The following is a 14,426-nucleotide window of genomic DNA, read 5'->3' as shown; positions in this document are numbered from 1 at the left end:
GAATGTTCTAAGCGAGAGAAAAAAATGAAAAAGACAGTAACCACAAATCCTGAGGCCGATCCGGATTTTCAAGAATATAGACAGGAGTGTTTGGATATTGCCGATGAGGCCGCCCCGTATGGAGAAGATTTGCCTTTAGGAGGCGCCGGTAAAGATTCTTTTTATGACACTCCTAAAACCACTGACAGCATCAATCCTGTCGACTTAGAGAGTGATGTAGTATTGGATTTGAAGTTGGAAAAAAAGTCAGCTCAACAACAATTTCTGGAATTGGTAAACCAAAAAAAAGGTGAGAACGTATCTTCCTATATGATCGGGGGCACTGATGTGCTAAATACGGCATTTGGCGACCTGCCAATGGATATGCAAAAGTTATTGGAGAACAATGTCGGTCTCGATGATATTAAGAGGCAATACGAAGCAATTCCCAAAAAAAAAGTCAGTGAACAAGAAATGACGCAGGAGGCGATTAGGCGGCAACAATTATTGGATGGACAGAGCTACAAAAGAAGGTCTCAACCTGCCGGCGCCGGAGCAGAAGCTGTCGCGGCATTAATTAACGCGCCTCTCGTTATGGGAAATGCCGCCCAACAAGCATTCAAAAAGAGGTTGTCTACTTGGCGCCAAAATAGTGAGAGATCCTTTGAAAATATGCTGCGGGCGCAATCTGACAAAATAGATGAAGCGTTCGATTATCTAAATACTAGGTCAACTATGGCCGGCGATAAACTGCATATCATGGGCATGCCGGACGGAACTGAAAAATCTGATGCGACAAAGCAATTTACAGAGAGGCTGTCATCACAACATCCAAATGCGTATTCGGAAAGTGACCGTATGCGGATGGGGCAGCTACATTCTATGATCCAGGAATATTCAAGCAATATCAAAAAACGTGCTAAGCGCCTCTCTAAGCAGGAAAATGGATCACAGTTAGTGAATGAACTGGAGCAGCGATTTACGGATAAAATTGCCAAATGGCAGCAAGAAAGCGAGTTGTTCAAGCTATCGGACGGTTCTGGTTTAACAGACAGGTTGCATGAAATGGTCGAAAGGCTCACTTTATTTTTTAGCGAGTTAAAAAATAAAATTTTGGGTTTTTCCAATAGTCAGGCGACTCACGGAATTTCGTAATCGATGCGCCGAGCACAGACTTGCAATACAAAAACCCCAATTTCTCGGGTTTTTTGTATTAGTGGGGTTTTAAATATATGGTATTATAATCAAATAAAGGTTGTGAGTAGCTTAAAGTTGAGCGCCCAGCTTAATCAAAACCCACCTGCATCCGTGCAGCGCGATTTTTGATTATTTTTTATCAATGCTGTTGTTGATAAAAGCTCAACCAGCCCGCCGGTGGTTTACCCGGCAGACGACATAAAGTGAAGCGAAAGCGACACACCCTGGAGTGCTTCACCAGCTCCAGGCTCTGTGGGATTGAGAATGCTGCTGTATCTGGAATCAGCGAATCGAAAATCCTGAACGACCTTTATGTTCCGGGCGAGGTAAATATTACGGGGGTAACCCCAGGAGAAGTCTTTATGGCTACTAATTCAGTGTTTGTTTTGGACACGACTAAAAAACCGCTTACACCCTGTTCACCAGCACGGGCAAGGGCATTACTTCAGGATGGCAAGGCTGCTGTTTGGCGCACCGTCCCATTTACGATAATTTTGAAAGTGGCTATGCCGGACGCTGTTGTAAAACCGATTACTATCAAAATTGACCCAGGCAGCCAAACTACCGGCATTGCCTTAGTTGATTCGGATAACAGGGTTGTCTTTGCCGCCGAGTTAACCCATCGCGGCAAGACAATCAAGTCCGCGCTGGATTCACGCCGGGCGTTGCGCCGCAGCAGGCGTGGTCGAAAAACCCGTTACCGCGCCGCACGGTTCAATAATCGTGTGCGTGCTGAAAACTGGTTGCCGCCCAGTCTGCAGCACCGTGTTGATACTACGGTGACCTGGGTTAATCGTTTCCGTCGCTGGGCGGGTATTACTGAAATTGCTGTTGAACGGGTTAAGTTCGACATGCAACAAATGAACAATCCTGATATTGCCGGAGCTGAATACCAACAAGGCACGTTGGCCGGCTATAGCGTGAGGGAATACCTACTTGAAAAATGGCACAGGAAGTGCGCCTATTGTGGTGTTGAGCATGTGCCGCTGCAAATCGAGCATATTAAACCTCGCGCAAAAGGCGGAACCAACAACATCAGCAATCTAACCTTGGCTTGTGAACCCTGTAATACGCGCAAAGGCACGAAAGATATTACCGTTTTTCTGAAAAACAAGCCTGATGTGCTTAAGCGGATACTAGCGCAAGTTAAGAGGCCGCTAACCGATGCTGCCGCCGTTAACGCAACCAGAAATAAACTGTTTGTGTCTTTGCTTGAAACCGGCTTGCCCGTCGAAACGGGTACCGGCGCACAAACCAAGTTTAACCGAGCTCGGTTGGATTATCCCAAGGCACATTGGATTGACGCGGCCTGTGTCGGTGACTCCGGAGAAACTGTTACGCTTAATCCTGACCACAAGCCTTTACTGATCAAAGCAATGGGCCAAGGCAACAGGCAAACGGTGCGGACAGACAAATACGGTTTTCCATGCGCAAAAGCTAAATCGACCAAGACTGTGCTTGGGTTTAAAACGGGTGACTTGATTAGCCTTATTCAACCAAAGGGCAAATATGCGGGCACCTATAAAGGTCGCATAACAGCGATCAAGACAGCAAGCAACTTTCTTTCCCTCACGGTCAACAAAAAACAAACATGGTTTTCAGCGAAGCTGGCAACCCTAATTCAACCCTCTGACGGATACTGTTATGGATAGTATTGATAAAAAACCGCTGCGCGAGCAGTCTAAAATGCCCTCGCGCCTACTGCTCCGCTTGAGCTACGCAATCCAGCTAGGGGGTCGCTCCCCATCCATGGGAGAGCTTCGATGATTTTGTTCGAAGAATAAACAGTAAAACAATCTGTCGATAACGGCAGCGCCTAATGAATCAGTACGAGATAGTAATACGTCAAAATGACGATTTGGAGGATTGTTTGACCGAAGCCGATATTGATCTATATGGTTTTGACGAAATCCCTGATGATTATGACGACGATTGCTTTCCCGGCGAAGAAAATTATCAATATTAGGTTGATATCCTCCTCGCACTGGAGTAGCCGGTTTTATGCTTACTATCAGAAGCCCTGTCGCTTTGCTGGCATCGGACTAGATACATAGTGTAACCTTAATAAATAAGCGATCATTGAATAAAAATTAAAAAATGTTGTAGCATTCATTTGTTTATAATATTTTCTGGATGAGCCAAATGGCGGAAAAACAAAAACACAATAGCACTTTTCAGGTTGTCACCGATACAATCTTGGCCTCGCTGGAAGAGGGGGTCGCCCCCTGGGTTAAGCCTTGGAATTCTAATGGACTTGGTTTGCCGGCAAATGGAAAGACTAAAAAAACATATCAAGGCATCAACCAGATTCTGTTATCGATGGCGCAAGTGTCTGGAGAATTTTCATCCTCTAAATGGCTATCATTTAAACAAGCGGTAGACCTGGGCGGATCTGTAAAGGGCCAGAAAAGCCAAGCTTTTGTTGTGTTTTATAAGCGTCGAGCGAAATTTGAAGGTCAATGGTTGAGCGCAAAAAAAGAAAGTGAACTGATTGCTGAAGGAATGGGAAGCCAAATTGAGCGAATACCTTTTTTAACGAAGACCCCTGTCTTTAACCTGGACCAAGTTTCGGGTTTGCCGGAAAGCTTCTTTGAAGAAGAGCAGGCAAGCCTCGAAAAGACACGCGAGTTTGAAAGCCCTGGAATTTATGAGGCGGTGATCCAGTTAATGAGACAAAACAATGTCAAATTACTGCGCAATCAGGATAAAGCGGCGTACTCACCATTACGAGATATCATTATCATGCCTCCGATTCAGTCCTTCATTACCAAAGAAGACTTCTGCTCTACGTTACTTCATGAAATAGGGCATTGGACGGGGCACCAGGACCGATTGGACAGAGATTTAAGTGGGAAATTCGGCGATGAAAAATATGCTTTTGAAGAACTGGTAGCCGAAATTTCTTCTGCCATGATGTGCGCGCAGCTCAATATCGATGGGTTTCTCCAGCACGCTGAGTATATTGCCAGCTGGATAGATGTGTTAAAGAACGATAATCGGGCGTTTTTCAAAGCAGTGAAACAAGCTCAGGATGCATCCGAATATTTGTTGAACAATGCTAAGCCAGAGTTTGAGCAAGATCAAGGACAGGATCAAGGTCAAGAAGAATACGAAGAAGTATCGGCGTTGCCAATGGCGTCTTAATGGCGTGCCAAATGCTTAGAGATTTTTTATTGGGGGCTTGTAATGTTTAAGAAAGTAGTAGGATTTTTATTTGCACCTTATAGGGATGCTATTGAACATGTAAAAAAGCGCTCAGAAATCCCTGTCGCAAGGGATTCATTTGACCTGGTGACAGAAAAAATTGCTCGAACTAAGCAGCGTTATTCGGATGCAAAAGGTTCTATGATTTCCGCGTCGAATTTCGAAGCGGATTTTAGTATCTGTTTGCGTGAATGGGGGGTCGTCGATAAGCAAATTTCGGATGTAATTAAAAATATGTCAATTGAGATTGTTGTTTATTTGGTTATTCTGGGTGTTTGCGTGTTCTCGTTGATAAATTCAGTTACCGTGATGACGGTTGCCAGCGTTGTATCAACCTCTTTGATATTTGTGTCGGTATTGATAACCAGATTATATAAAATAAGCGTTTTAAAAAACCGGCAGTATATCCCTTTTTCAACTTGGATTAGGAGCAAAGTATAAGTTGAGTGCCCGGCTTGATTAATGAGTGCCTGCATCCCTGCAGCGCCCGAATTAATCATTTTATCAGTGTGCTTTTTTTGCGCTGATAACGCTCAACCAGACTTAGGTTCTTTAGAACCTACGATATTTAGGTCATGACACCTTGGGGTGCTTCACCAGCTCCAGGCTCTGTCGTTAGCCATTAAACAGCACGAACCGGATCAGCGGGCAGTGTGGCTAGCATGACAAGCCTTTATATCATTGTCGAGGTGACAATTACGGGCGCAAGCCCAGGAGACGTTTTTATGACTACCTTTAATTCGGTGTTCGTTTTAGACACCACCAAGAAACCGCTTACACCCTGCGCTCCGGCACGGGCAAGAGCATTGCTTCGGGATGGTAAAGCCGCTGTTTGGCGTACCGTCCCGTTTACCATTATTTTGAAAGCCGCCATGCCTGATGCAGTTGTAAAGCTGCTTAGTTGCAAGATTGATCCAGGCTCAAAAACGACCGGAATTGCTCTTGTGGATGATGATAACCGCGTGTTGTTTGCCGCTGAACTGGAACATCGTGGCAAAGCGATCAAAGCCGCTCTGGATTCACGGCGTTCGTTGCGTAGGGGTAGGCGTGGTCGAAAAACCCGTTACCGTGCGGCACGGTTCAATAACCGTGTACGTGCTGAAAACTGGTTGCCACCTAGCCTGCAACATCGGGTTGAAACAACGATGACTTGGGTTAATCGTTTCCGTCGATGGGCTGACATAGCTGAAATTGCAGTCGAGCGAGTCAAGTTCGACATGCAGCAGATGAACAATCCCAATATTGCTGGGGTTGAATACCAGCAAGGCACGTTGGCTGGCTATAGCGCAAGGGAGTACCTACTGGAAAAATGGGGCAGGAAGTGCGCTTATTGCGGGGCTGAGCATGTGCCTTTGCAAATCGAGCACATTAAACCCCGTGCAAAAGGCGGAACCAACAACATCAGCAACCTGACATTGGCTTGTGAGCCTTGCAATACGCGCAAAGGCACGAAAGATATTACCGTTTTCCTGAAAAACAAGCCTGATGTGCTTAAGCGGGTGTTGGCGCAACTGAAAAAACCATTGACCGATGCCGCAGCCGTTAACGCAACCAGGAACAAACTATTTACCGATCTACTAAAAACCGGCTTACCCGTTGAAACCGGAACCGGCGCTCAAACCAAGTTCAATCGTACCCGCCTTGACTATCCTAAGGCGCATTGGATAGATGCCGCTTGTGTCGGGGAATCCGGTGCAACCGTTACGCTCGACCCCGATATGAAACCATTGCTAATCAAAGCAACCGGACATGGCACCCGGCAAACAGTGAGGCCCGATAAGTACGGATTTCCGCGTGGTGGGGCTGGGCGTGTCAAACGTGTTCACGACTTTCAAACTGGCGACCTAGTTAGGTTAAATCAGCCGAAAGGTAAATATGCCGGTGAGCATGTGGGGCGTTTGGCTGGTATTCGTGCAACCGGTATGTTCGATATAAAAACAGAATTGGGAAAAATAACAGCCAGTTTCAAAAACTACACTTTGATTCAAAGGGGGGACGGCTATGCGTACGCACACTGATAAAACCGCCGGGCAAGCAGTTAAAGATGCCCTCGCGCTCGACGCTTTACCCCTTTCGCTAAAGCCGCTGTTATTGCGGCGCGAAAGGTACGCGATCTCGCTGGGGGGTCGCTCCCCATCCATGGGAGAGCTTCATGGCTGGTGAATTATTGAAAGAGCAGGCTGACAATACCGTGCAAGCGGCAACAACGGCAAAAGATGATGCGCATAATATGCTGTCAAGCATTTTTGGTGAAAACTGGGACACGCTGTACAACGGTACTCCATCCGGTGACAGCGCTTGGACAGTCGTATTCGAAATCTTCGCATATGTAAACAGTGGTGTCTTGTTGTCTGTTGCAGTGCTGTTTGTGTATGTCATGGGAGTGGGTGTTATTGGCACGGCACATGAAGGTGAAACTCTGGGAAAACGTTATTCAACGTTATGGACACCTATTCGATCGGCGTTCGCGCTTGCCATGCTGGCGCCGATTCCTGGCGTAGGTATATCAGTTGTGCAAGCACTGGTATTGTTGATGATTAGTGTGGGTAGTCACGTATCAAATACGATTTGGTCTAAGTCTGTGACTTATATGGCAAAGCATGGCGGACAGATGGTGGCAACACTCCCTGATAATATGAAGGAAAATGCCCGGGACATGATGAAAGGGATTCTGAAAAGTGAGGCAACCCAGGTTTATCTTGCTCGCATGAACAAATACAAGATGAGCGGCCCGGTTTATTCGGAAGAGTGGATTTCAAACAAAGACGGGAAAAGCGGGACCTATTTCCTATGGTTTAAGCCATCGCCCAAAATGGCGCACCTTAAAGAAAAGATCGGCAACATCAAGATCGACTGCCATGAGCAATCCAGTCAATTGTGTTCGGCGAGAATATCAGCGACTCGTAATGCGATTGGTACCCTGTTTCCCGCTGCAAACGAAATCGTGAATGGCGATGGTGCACCGCATGTTAATACACTCAATAACGCGGTAATCGCCTATGAGCGAACAGTGGCTAGCGCGGTAAAGTCAACTGTGAATTTGAAAAATCCTGGCTACCGGGCGGCATTAACCAACTTTGCCGAAACAGCGTCTGAAAAAGGATGGGTGCATGCTGGCGCATGGTTTTGGACGATTTCCGGTTTGCAAGAAACAGCAGCGGATACTATTAACAATCAGCCAGTCTATGTTGGTCCGGACGTTCAGGCGCTTGAAGTGACGGCCTACAATGATTATTCGACAGTGATTGGTGTCGTGGATGGATTTGATGATATCGCCGCGAAAAAGACCCAGATGGCTGCTCGAACGCCACAAACGACCAGTCGAGAATTGAATGGCGAACCGAGTAGTGTTTTGGATAAGATGTCAAACGTGATTAATAGCAACATTGGCTTTGAGCGTGGTGGATTTGTTATTGTTGATGCGCTTACCGAAGGCGATCCGATCTCGAATATGCGATCAATCGGAAGTTTTTTGATTAATTCGAGCTACGGGATTATTGGTTCTTATCTTGGTATTACTTTTGCTGTAAATGCAGGCTATGAAATGGGTAGCAGTGGCATTTGGGGAAAAGCCGCCAACTTTTTCACGTTTAACGGCGCCAAAGGCTTGCTGGCGGGCACTAAAGCAGTGGTGAACGAGCTCGGCTCTTTTGTTATTGCAGCGACTTTGCCGATATTCATCTTGGCGTTATTCTTGACCTACTATTTGCCCTCGATTCCCTTTATCTTGTGGATGTCGGCGGTGGCCGGCTGGCTGATTCTTGTCTGCGAAACCGTAGTAGCAGCCCCTATTTGGGCGGCCGCTCACGCCATTCCAGAAGGGGAGGGCATTGCCGGCCAGCATGGTAAACAGGGCTACATGTTATTTCTGAATGTCCTACTGCGGCCGATGCTGATGGTGGTCGGGCTGCTCTTTGGATTTGTGCTGATTCTTTTTGTTTCGAAATTGCTCGGAGAGGGCTTGGAAATATTTTTTCTCGGGCTGAACGCTGAGACATTTATCGTCGGCCCAATGACGTTTCTTGCTATGCTGACGATCACAGGCCTTATCTTGATCGTGCTCACGCACAAGATGTTTGGCCTGATCACGCACCTGCCTGAAAACACCATGCGCTGGATTGGCGGCGGTGGCCAACAGCTTGGCGAACAGCAAGACGAAAGCCGGATGCGGGCGATTTTTGCGGCGGCTGTACATCAAGGGTCAGGCGGGCTTAAGCGTGGGCCGACACCTCCCGGTCCAGGTGGTGCAGGTTTGGATGAGGCTGGAGAAGAAAGTGGTTTGGAATCAAAAAACAAAACAAAGCTGGAAAACGATTTAGAACAGGGGAGTTCAAGGGAATCTCCGTCATCAGGAGTATGATCAAACGCAGCCGCATTGCGCAAATTGAGCGAAAAAATGCGGCTGCGTATATTAACGATTGTTTCGTTTTGCTAATGCGGCTTGTTTGCGTTCTTTAAACTCAGGATCACATATTTTTTTGAATCGACGATTAAATTCGTCTCTACTGATGCCCAACTGGTTTTCTGTAATCAATTCTCTAACAATATGCTTTAGCGACATTGATTCCGTTTCTGCGATGATCGCCCTATCTTCCCAAATATCGCCTCGCCGAATAAGCTCAGCAATGTATTCGTCCTTCGCCTGTAGCGCATTATTTACTTTTCTTGCTTGCGCCTTCGCTCTATGTCTATTAGCAATCGCGGCACTGGCATCAGCGATATTTTGTGAGGCTTGCATTAACGATGCGTTTGCATAGGCTTCGTCGTAGTTTGTCATATTCTGTCCTTTTGGTTTTTCTTTGATTCTAGCAGAAATTTGTGACCCATTGAAAAAAGCGAACTGACCTGCATTGATTTTTTATGTGGTAAGTTGCTTTTGCTTTAATTATATGATAGCGGCAAGCAGCGTTTCTGTTAATACTTATTAAGCAATCAATTAATAATTATTAAAGAAATGTGATGTTTGTCACGGTATTGATTGATGGTCTGTGGCGGCGGTGGCCGGCTGGCTGATCCTGGTTTGTGAAACTGTGGTAGCAGCCCCTATTTGGGCGGCCGCTCACGCCATTCCAGAAGGGGAGGGCATTGCCGGCCAGCATGGTAAACAGGGCTACATGTTATTTCTGAATGTCCTACTGCGGCCGATGCTGATGGTGGTCGGGCTGCTCTTTGGATTTGTGCTGATTCTTTTTGTTTCGAAATTGCTCGGAGAGGGCTTGGAAATATTTTTTCTCGGGCTGAACGCTGAGACATTCATCGTCGGCCCGATGACATTTTTGGCAATGCTGACGATCACAGGCTTTATCTTGATCGTTCTCACGCACAAGATGTTTGGCCTGATCACGCACCTGCCTGAAAACACCATGCGCTGGATCGGCGGTGGTGGTCAGCAGCTGGGCGAACAGCAAGACGAAAGCCGGATGCGGGCGATTTTTGCGGCGGCTGTACATCAAGGGTCAGGCGGGCTTAAGCGTGGGCCGGTGGCTTCTGGGGGTAGTGATGACGGTTTAGGCGGGGCTGGAGGTCATACGGATGAGGAATCGAAAAACAAAACAAAACTCGAAAACGATTTGGAACCAGGAAGGTCCAAAGAAAAGTCTGAGGAAGACCCTCTGTGATACAAAAAAGGCCTTCAATTGAAGGCCTTTTTTTAGCGGTTTTGGCGTTTTGTCAGGACAGCCTGTTTCTGTTTTTCTACTTCTGGATCGTATAGCTGACGAAAACGACGGTTTAGTTCGTCCTTGCTGACTCCAAGCTTGTTTTCGTTAAACAAGTCTCTGATAACGGTCTTCAGGGATTCGGAATACGTTTCGGCCACAATAGCCCGATCTTCCCAAATATCGCCTCGCCGAATAAGCTCAGCAATGTATTCGTCCTTCGCCTGTAGCGCATTATTTACTTTTCTTGCTTGCGCCTTCGCTCTATGTCTATTAGCAATCGCGGCACTGGCATCAGCGATATTTTGTGAGGCTTGCATTAATGATGCGTTTGCATAGGCTTCGTCGTAGTTTGTCATATTCTGTCCTTTTAGTTTTTCTTTAATTCTAGCAAAAATTTGTGACTTATTGGAAAAGCGAACTGACTAGGGTTGAATTTTTTATGTGGAAAATTTTGCTTTTCTTTTAATTTTATGATACAGGAGGGCGGTGATTCTGTTAATACTTATTAAGCAATCAATTAATAATTATTAAAGAAATGTGATGTTTGTCACGGTATTGATTGATGGTCTGTGTCGGCGGTGGCCGGCTGGCTGATTCTTGTCTGCGAAACCGTAGTAGCAGCCCCTATTTGGGCGGCCGCTCACGCCATTCCAGAAGGGGAGGGCATTGCCGGCCAGCATGGTAAACAGGGCTACATGTTATTTCTGAATGTCCTACTGCGGCCGATGCTGATGGTGGTCGGGCTGCTCTTTGGATTTGTGCTGATTCTTTTTGTTTCGAAATTGCTCGGAGAGGGCTTGGAAATATTTTTTCTCGGGCTGAACGCTGAGACATTCATCGTCGGCCCGATGACATTTTTGGCAATGCTGACGATCACAGGCTTTATCTTGATCGTTCTCACGCACAAGATGTTTGGCCTGATCACGCACCTGCCTGAAAACACCATGCGCTGGATCGGCGGTGGTGGTCAGCAGCTGGGCGAACAGCAAGACGAAAGCCGGATGCGGGCGATTTTTGCGGCGGCTGTACATCAAGGGTCAGGCGGGCTTAAGCGTGGGCCGACACCTCCCGGTCCAGGTGGTGCAGGTTTGGATGAGGCTGGAGGGGAAGGAGGGGGAGGAGATTTGGAATCAAAAAACAAAACAAAGCTGGAAAACGATTTAGAACAGGGGAGCTCAAGGGAGAGAAGCGACAAAGATAACGAAATGTGAGACAAAAAGCGTTGTTCAACAAAAATAAAAACTGTTGAGCAACGCTTATCGATTACGCCGCTTTGCTAATACAGCCTGCTTTCGTTTTTCAACATCAGAGTCGTAAATCTTGTGAAAGCGTGCATTCAACTGATCTTTGTTAAGTCCGACAATTCTATTTTCAGCAACAAGCGATCGCATGACTTGTATCCAGGCATCTTTTGCTGCTTCTTCTGACACAGCGCGATCTTCCCAAATATCGCCTCGCCGAATAAGCTCAGCAATGTATTCGTCCTTCGCCTGTAGCGCATTATTTACTTTTCTTGCTTGCGCCTTCGCTCTATGTCTATTAGCAATCGCGGCACTGGCATCGGCGATATTTTGTGAGGCTTGCATTAACGATGCGTTTGCATAGGCTTCGTCGTAGTTTGTCATATTCTGTCCTTTTGGTTTTTCTTTAATTCTAGCAAAAATTTGTGACTCATTGAAAAAAGCGAACTGACCAGGGGGGGGATTTTTTATGTGGTAAGTTGCTTTTTCTTTAATTATATGATAGCGGAAATCAGCGTTTCTGTTAATATTTCTTTAGCAAAAAATAATAATTATTAGGGAAGCGTGATCTTTCTCACGGTATTGATTGATGGTCTGTGCCGGCCAGCATGGTAAACAGGGTTATATGATGTTTTTGAACGTCCTGGTCAGGCCAATGCTTATGGTAGTTGGCATGCTGTTTAGTTTCGTGTTGATTAACTAATTGTCCATGCTATTAGGTGAGAGTCTAAGACTGTTCTTCCTAGGCATGAATGCTGAGACCTTTATTGTTGGCCCGATGACATTTCTGGCGATGGTGACGATCACTGGGTTTATTTTGATTGTGCTATCTCACAAAGTCTTCGGCCTTGTCACACACCTACCCGAAAACGTTATTCGCTGGATCGGCGGGGGGGGGTCAACAGCTGGGTGAACAGCAAGACGAAAGCCGGATGCGGGCGATTTTTGCGGCGGCTGTCCAGCAAGGGTCTGGCGGGCTTAAGCGCGGTGGATCGATGCCTCCCGATCCAGGTGGTGCAGGTTTGGATGAGGCTGGAGGGGAAAGTGGTAAGGAATCAAAAAACAAAACCAAGCTGGAAAACGATTTAGAACAAGGGAAGTCTAGAGAGAAAATCTAATCTTCGCTGGTGGCACTATTTTGTAGTGTCACCAGCTTTTAACGATTGCTTCTCTTTGCTGATATTTCCTGCATTTTTTCGCTCAGATCTTGCTCGTATTGCTCATCAAAACGCTTGTTTAGCTCTTCTTTACTAATATTAATTACTTGATTGTTTGCAAACAATTCTCTGAGCATACGGATCCATATTGCTTCAGCTGTTTCTGCTGCAGTAGCCCGATCTTCCCAAATATCGCCTCGCCGAATAAGCTCAGCAATATATTCGTCTTTCTCCTCAAGCACTCTTTTTACTTTTCTCGCCTGAGCCTTCGCTTTTATCCCATCAGCAAACGCAACACCGGCATCGGCGATTTGTTTTGCGTTTTGCACCATCATCGCGTTTGCATAAGCTTCGTCGTAGTTTGTCATATTCTATCCTTTTTGTTTTTTCTTTAATTCTAGCAAAAATTTGTGACCCATTGAAAAAAGCGAACTGACCTGCATTGATTTTTTATGTGGTAAGTTGCTTTTTCTTTAATTATATGATAGCGGAAATCAGCGTTTCTGTTAATATTTCTTTAGCAAAAAATAATAATTATTAGGGAAGCTTGACTTCCTCCCCCACCTAAAGGAAGGGGATTCCTAATTCATCGAGAATCGGATGGTGATATCGGAATATCGTCATCACTTACATTCTCTCCAAAGGCTAACACCGCCAGCCCGGCGGCTAAAACGTTTTTCGCTGCATTCAGGTCGCGATCGTGATTCGTCCCGCATTGCGGGCACTCCCAGGACCGAACGTTCAGCGGCATGGATTGGGTAACTAAACCGCAGCAATGACAGCGTTTGGTGGACGGAAAAAACCGATCAATTTCAACATAGACTCTGCCAGCCCAATTCGCTTTATATTCGATCTGGCGCGTCAGTTCGCCCCAGCTGGCGTCGGCAATCGATTTGGCGAGCGTGGGATGTTTGATCAGGTTTTTTACTGCAAGGTTTTCCGCGCAAACCACTTGGTTCTCGTTAATGAGTTTGCGTGACAGCTTGTGCAAATGATCCTGTCTACAATCGGCGATCTTTGCATGAAGGCGGGCGACCTTGCGCTTTGCTTTTGCCCGGTTTCGGCCGCCTAACGTCTTTTTCGCTAAGCGACGCTGAAGGATTGCCAGTTTCACTTCGTATTTCGCGGTATGACGAGGATTCCCGGATCGAAATTCGTCCGAGGACACAAACAGGTCTTTCATGCCGACATCGATGCCAACTTTCTTATCGGTTACCGGCAGTAACAACGGTTCGAATTCACACAGGCAGGAAACGAAATAGCGGCCAGCCCGATCCTTGGACACGGTAATGGTTGATGGCGCGCAAGGCAGCTTCCGACTCCAGCGGATGTCCAACGGGTTCTTGCATTTGGCCAAAGTCAGCTGGCCGTTCTTGTAAGTAAATGCTCGATAAGTAAATTCTGCAGATTGCTTGTGTTTTCTCGATTTAAACACCGGGTATTTTGCTCGGCCTTCGAAAAAATTCGTAAACGCCCTTTGCTGGTGTCGAAGACATTGTTGCAACGGTACGCTGGAGACTTCTTTGAGAAACGACAGGTCCGGCGTCACTTTCAGTTCGGTTAATTTTGCACTGGCGCCAGAATAATTGATTTTAACCTGGTCTTGCTGGTAAACATCCATTCGGTACCGAAGGATGGCATTATAGACAAAGCGCACGCAACCAAACGTTTTAGTCAACAAAACTTCTTGTTCAGCATCAGGGTAAAATCGATATTTATACGCGCGTTTCACTGTCATATTATGAGTTTAATAGAAAATAATAAAACTGTTAATAGCAACCCCCTACAACATCATTATGTTTTTTGGTGAGACAATTCAATCTTGCGCTATCCCTCCCGGCCCTAAAGAACCGGGTTTCTCGCTCGATTTTGATGAATATCCCTGTTGAGTGTATCGACATAGAACGAGCAGTTGAACTAGCTGTTGACATAGCAAGCCGTGCATTGAATCGGCGTCGTAAGACGGAAGAAGCTCTCAAAATAGGTGG

The 14,426-nt window shown here is 46.3% G+C and carries 15 protein-coding genes; 10 read left to right on the top strand and 5 right to left on the bottom strand.

Going from position 1 to position 14,426, the window contains the following annotated elements:
• The first annotated feature begins 24 nt into the window (after positions 1–24).
• The 7 genes from Q9L42_RS21045 (at position 25) to Q9L42_RS21015 (ending at position 8,740) form a co-directional block, all read left to right on the top strand.
• Positions 25–1,134: a hypothetical protein gene (locus tag Q9L42_RS21045; RefSeq protein WP_349432840.1), complete on the top strand. Its 1,110-nt coding sequence runs from the start codon at positions 25–27 to the stop codon at positions 1,132–1,134.
• Positions 1,135–1,538: 404 nt separating this feature from the next.
• Positions 1,539–2,828 carry an RNA-guided endonuclease IscB gene (gene iscB, locus Q9L42_RS21040; protein ID WP_305906333.1) on the top strand — a complete coding sequence of 430 codons (1,290 nt, stop codon included), beginning with the start codon at positions 1,539–1,541 and terminating at the stop codon, positions 2,826–2,828.
• Between the two features lie 167 nt (positions 2,829–2,995).
• A complete protein-coding gene (locus tag Q9L42_RS21035; RefSeq protein WP_305906332.1) occupies positions 2,996–3,142 on the top strand; it encodes a hypothetical protein in 147 nt (48 codons plus the stop codon).
• 176 nt (positions 3,143–3,318) lie between these two features.
• On the top strand, positions 3,319–4,320 hold the full coding sequence (locus Q9L42_RS21030; RefSeq protein ID WP_305906331.1) for an ArdC family protein: 1,002 nt from the start codon (positions 3,319–3,321) through the stop codon (positions 4,318–4,320).
• Positions 4,321–4,362: 42 nt separating this feature from the next.
• Positions 4,363–4,821: a hypothetical protein gene (locus tag Q9L42_RS21025; RefSeq protein WP_305906330.1), complete on the top strand. Its 459-nt coding sequence runs from the start codon at positions 4,363–4,365 to the stop codon at positions 4,819–4,821.
• A 284-nt stretch (positions 4,822–5,105) separates the two neighbouring features.
• Positions 5,106–6,398 carry an RNA-guided endonuclease IscB gene (iscB, locus tag Q9L42_RS21020; RefSeq protein ID WP_305906301.1) on the top strand — a complete coding sequence of 431 codons (1,293 nt, stop codon included), beginning with the start codon at positions 5,106–5,108 and terminating at the stop codon, positions 6,396–6,398.
• A gap of 134 nt (positions 6,399–6,532) precedes the next feature.
• The gene (locus tag Q9L42_RS21015; protein WP_349432838.1) at positions 6,533–8,740 is read left to right on the top strand and encodes a DotA/TraY family protein; all 2,208 of its coding nucleotides are present in this window, start codon (positions 6,533–6,535) and stop codon (positions 8,738–8,740) included.
• A 51-nt stretch (positions 8,741–8,791) separates the two neighbouring features.
• Here the strand turns inward: Q9L42_RS21015 and Q9L42_RS21010 are convergent, their stop codons facing one another.
• Positions 8,792–9,157 carry a hypothetical protein gene (locus Q9L42_RS21010; RefSeq protein ID WP_305906328.1) on the bottom strand — a complete coding sequence of 122 codons (366 nt, stop codon included), beginning with the start codon at positions 9,155–9,157 and terminating at the stop codon, positions 8,792–8,794.
• A gap of 211 nt (positions 9,158–9,368) precedes the next feature.
• Here Q9L42_RS21010 and Q9L42_RS21005 point away from each other — a divergent pair, with 211 nt between their 5' ends.
• Positions 9,369–9,998: a DotA/TraY family protein gene (locus Q9L42_RS21005; protein WP_305906327.1), complete on the top strand. Its 630-nt coding sequence runs from the start codon at positions 9,369–9,371 to the stop codon at positions 9,996–9,998.
• Between the two features lie 32 nt (positions 9,999–10,030).
• Here Q9L42_RS21005 and Q9L42_RS21000 read toward each other — a convergent pair whose 3' ends face one another.
• The gene (locus tag Q9L42_RS21000; protein WP_305906326.1) at positions 10,031–10,396 is read right to left on the bottom strand and encodes a hypothetical protein; all 366 of its coding nucleotides are present in this window, start codon (positions 10,394–10,396) and stop codon (positions 10,031–10,033) included.
• 222 nt (positions 10,397–10,618) lie between these two features.
• Here Q9L42_RS21000 and Q9L42_RS20995 point away from each other — a divergent pair, with 222 nt between their 5' ends.
• The gene (locus tag Q9L42_RS20995) at positions 10,619–11,251 is read left to right on the top strand and encodes a DotA/TraY family protein (RefSeq protein ID WP_305906325.1); all 633 of its coding nucleotides are present in this window, start codon (positions 10,619–10,621) and stop codon (positions 11,249–11,251) included.
• Between the two features lie 45 nt (positions 11,252–11,296).
• Here the strand turns inward: Q9L42_RS20995 and Q9L42_RS20990 are convergent, their stop codons facing one another.
• A complete protein-coding gene (locus tag Q9L42_RS20990; protein WP_305906324.1) occupies positions 11,297–11,665 on the bottom strand; it encodes a hypothetical protein in 369 nt (122 codons plus the stop codon).
• 548 nt (positions 11,666–12,213) lie between these two features.
• On the opposite strand from Q9L42_RS20990, the gene Q9L42_RS20985 reads away from it, so the two are divergent.
• Positions 12,214–12,399, top strand: a complete 186-nt coding sequence (locus Q9L42_RS20985; protein WP_349432837.1) for a hypothetical protein — start codon at positions 12,214–12,216, stop codon at positions 12,397–12,399.
• 38 nt (positions 12,400–12,437) lie between these two features.
• Here Q9L42_RS20985 and Q9L42_RS20980 read toward each other — a convergent pair whose 3' ends face one another.
• Positions 12,438–12,806, bottom strand: a complete 369-nt coding sequence (locus Q9L42_RS20980) for a hypothetical protein (RefSeq protein WP_305906322.1) — start codon at positions 12,804–12,806, stop codon at positions 12,438–12,440.
• A gap of 218 nt (positions 12,807–13,024) precedes the next feature.
• The gene (locus Q9L42_RS20975; protein ID WP_305906321.1) at positions 13,025–14,176 is read right to left on the bottom strand and encodes an RNA-guided endonuclease InsQ/TnpB family protein; all 1,152 of its coding nucleotides are present in this window, start codon (positions 14,174–14,176) and stop codon (positions 13,025–13,027) included.
• Between the last annotated feature and the right edge of the window lie 250 nt (positions 14,177–14,426).

It is taken from the genome of Methylomarinum sp. Ch1-1, from assembly GCF_030717995.2.
Taxonomy (GTDB): domain Bacteria; phylum Pseudomonadota; class Gammaproteobacteria; order Methylococcales; family Methylomonadaceae; genus Methylomarinum; species Methylomarinum roseum.
The sequence above is the reverse complement of the archived record's forward strand: the minus strand, read 5'-3'. Positions and strand labels throughout refer to the sequence as shown.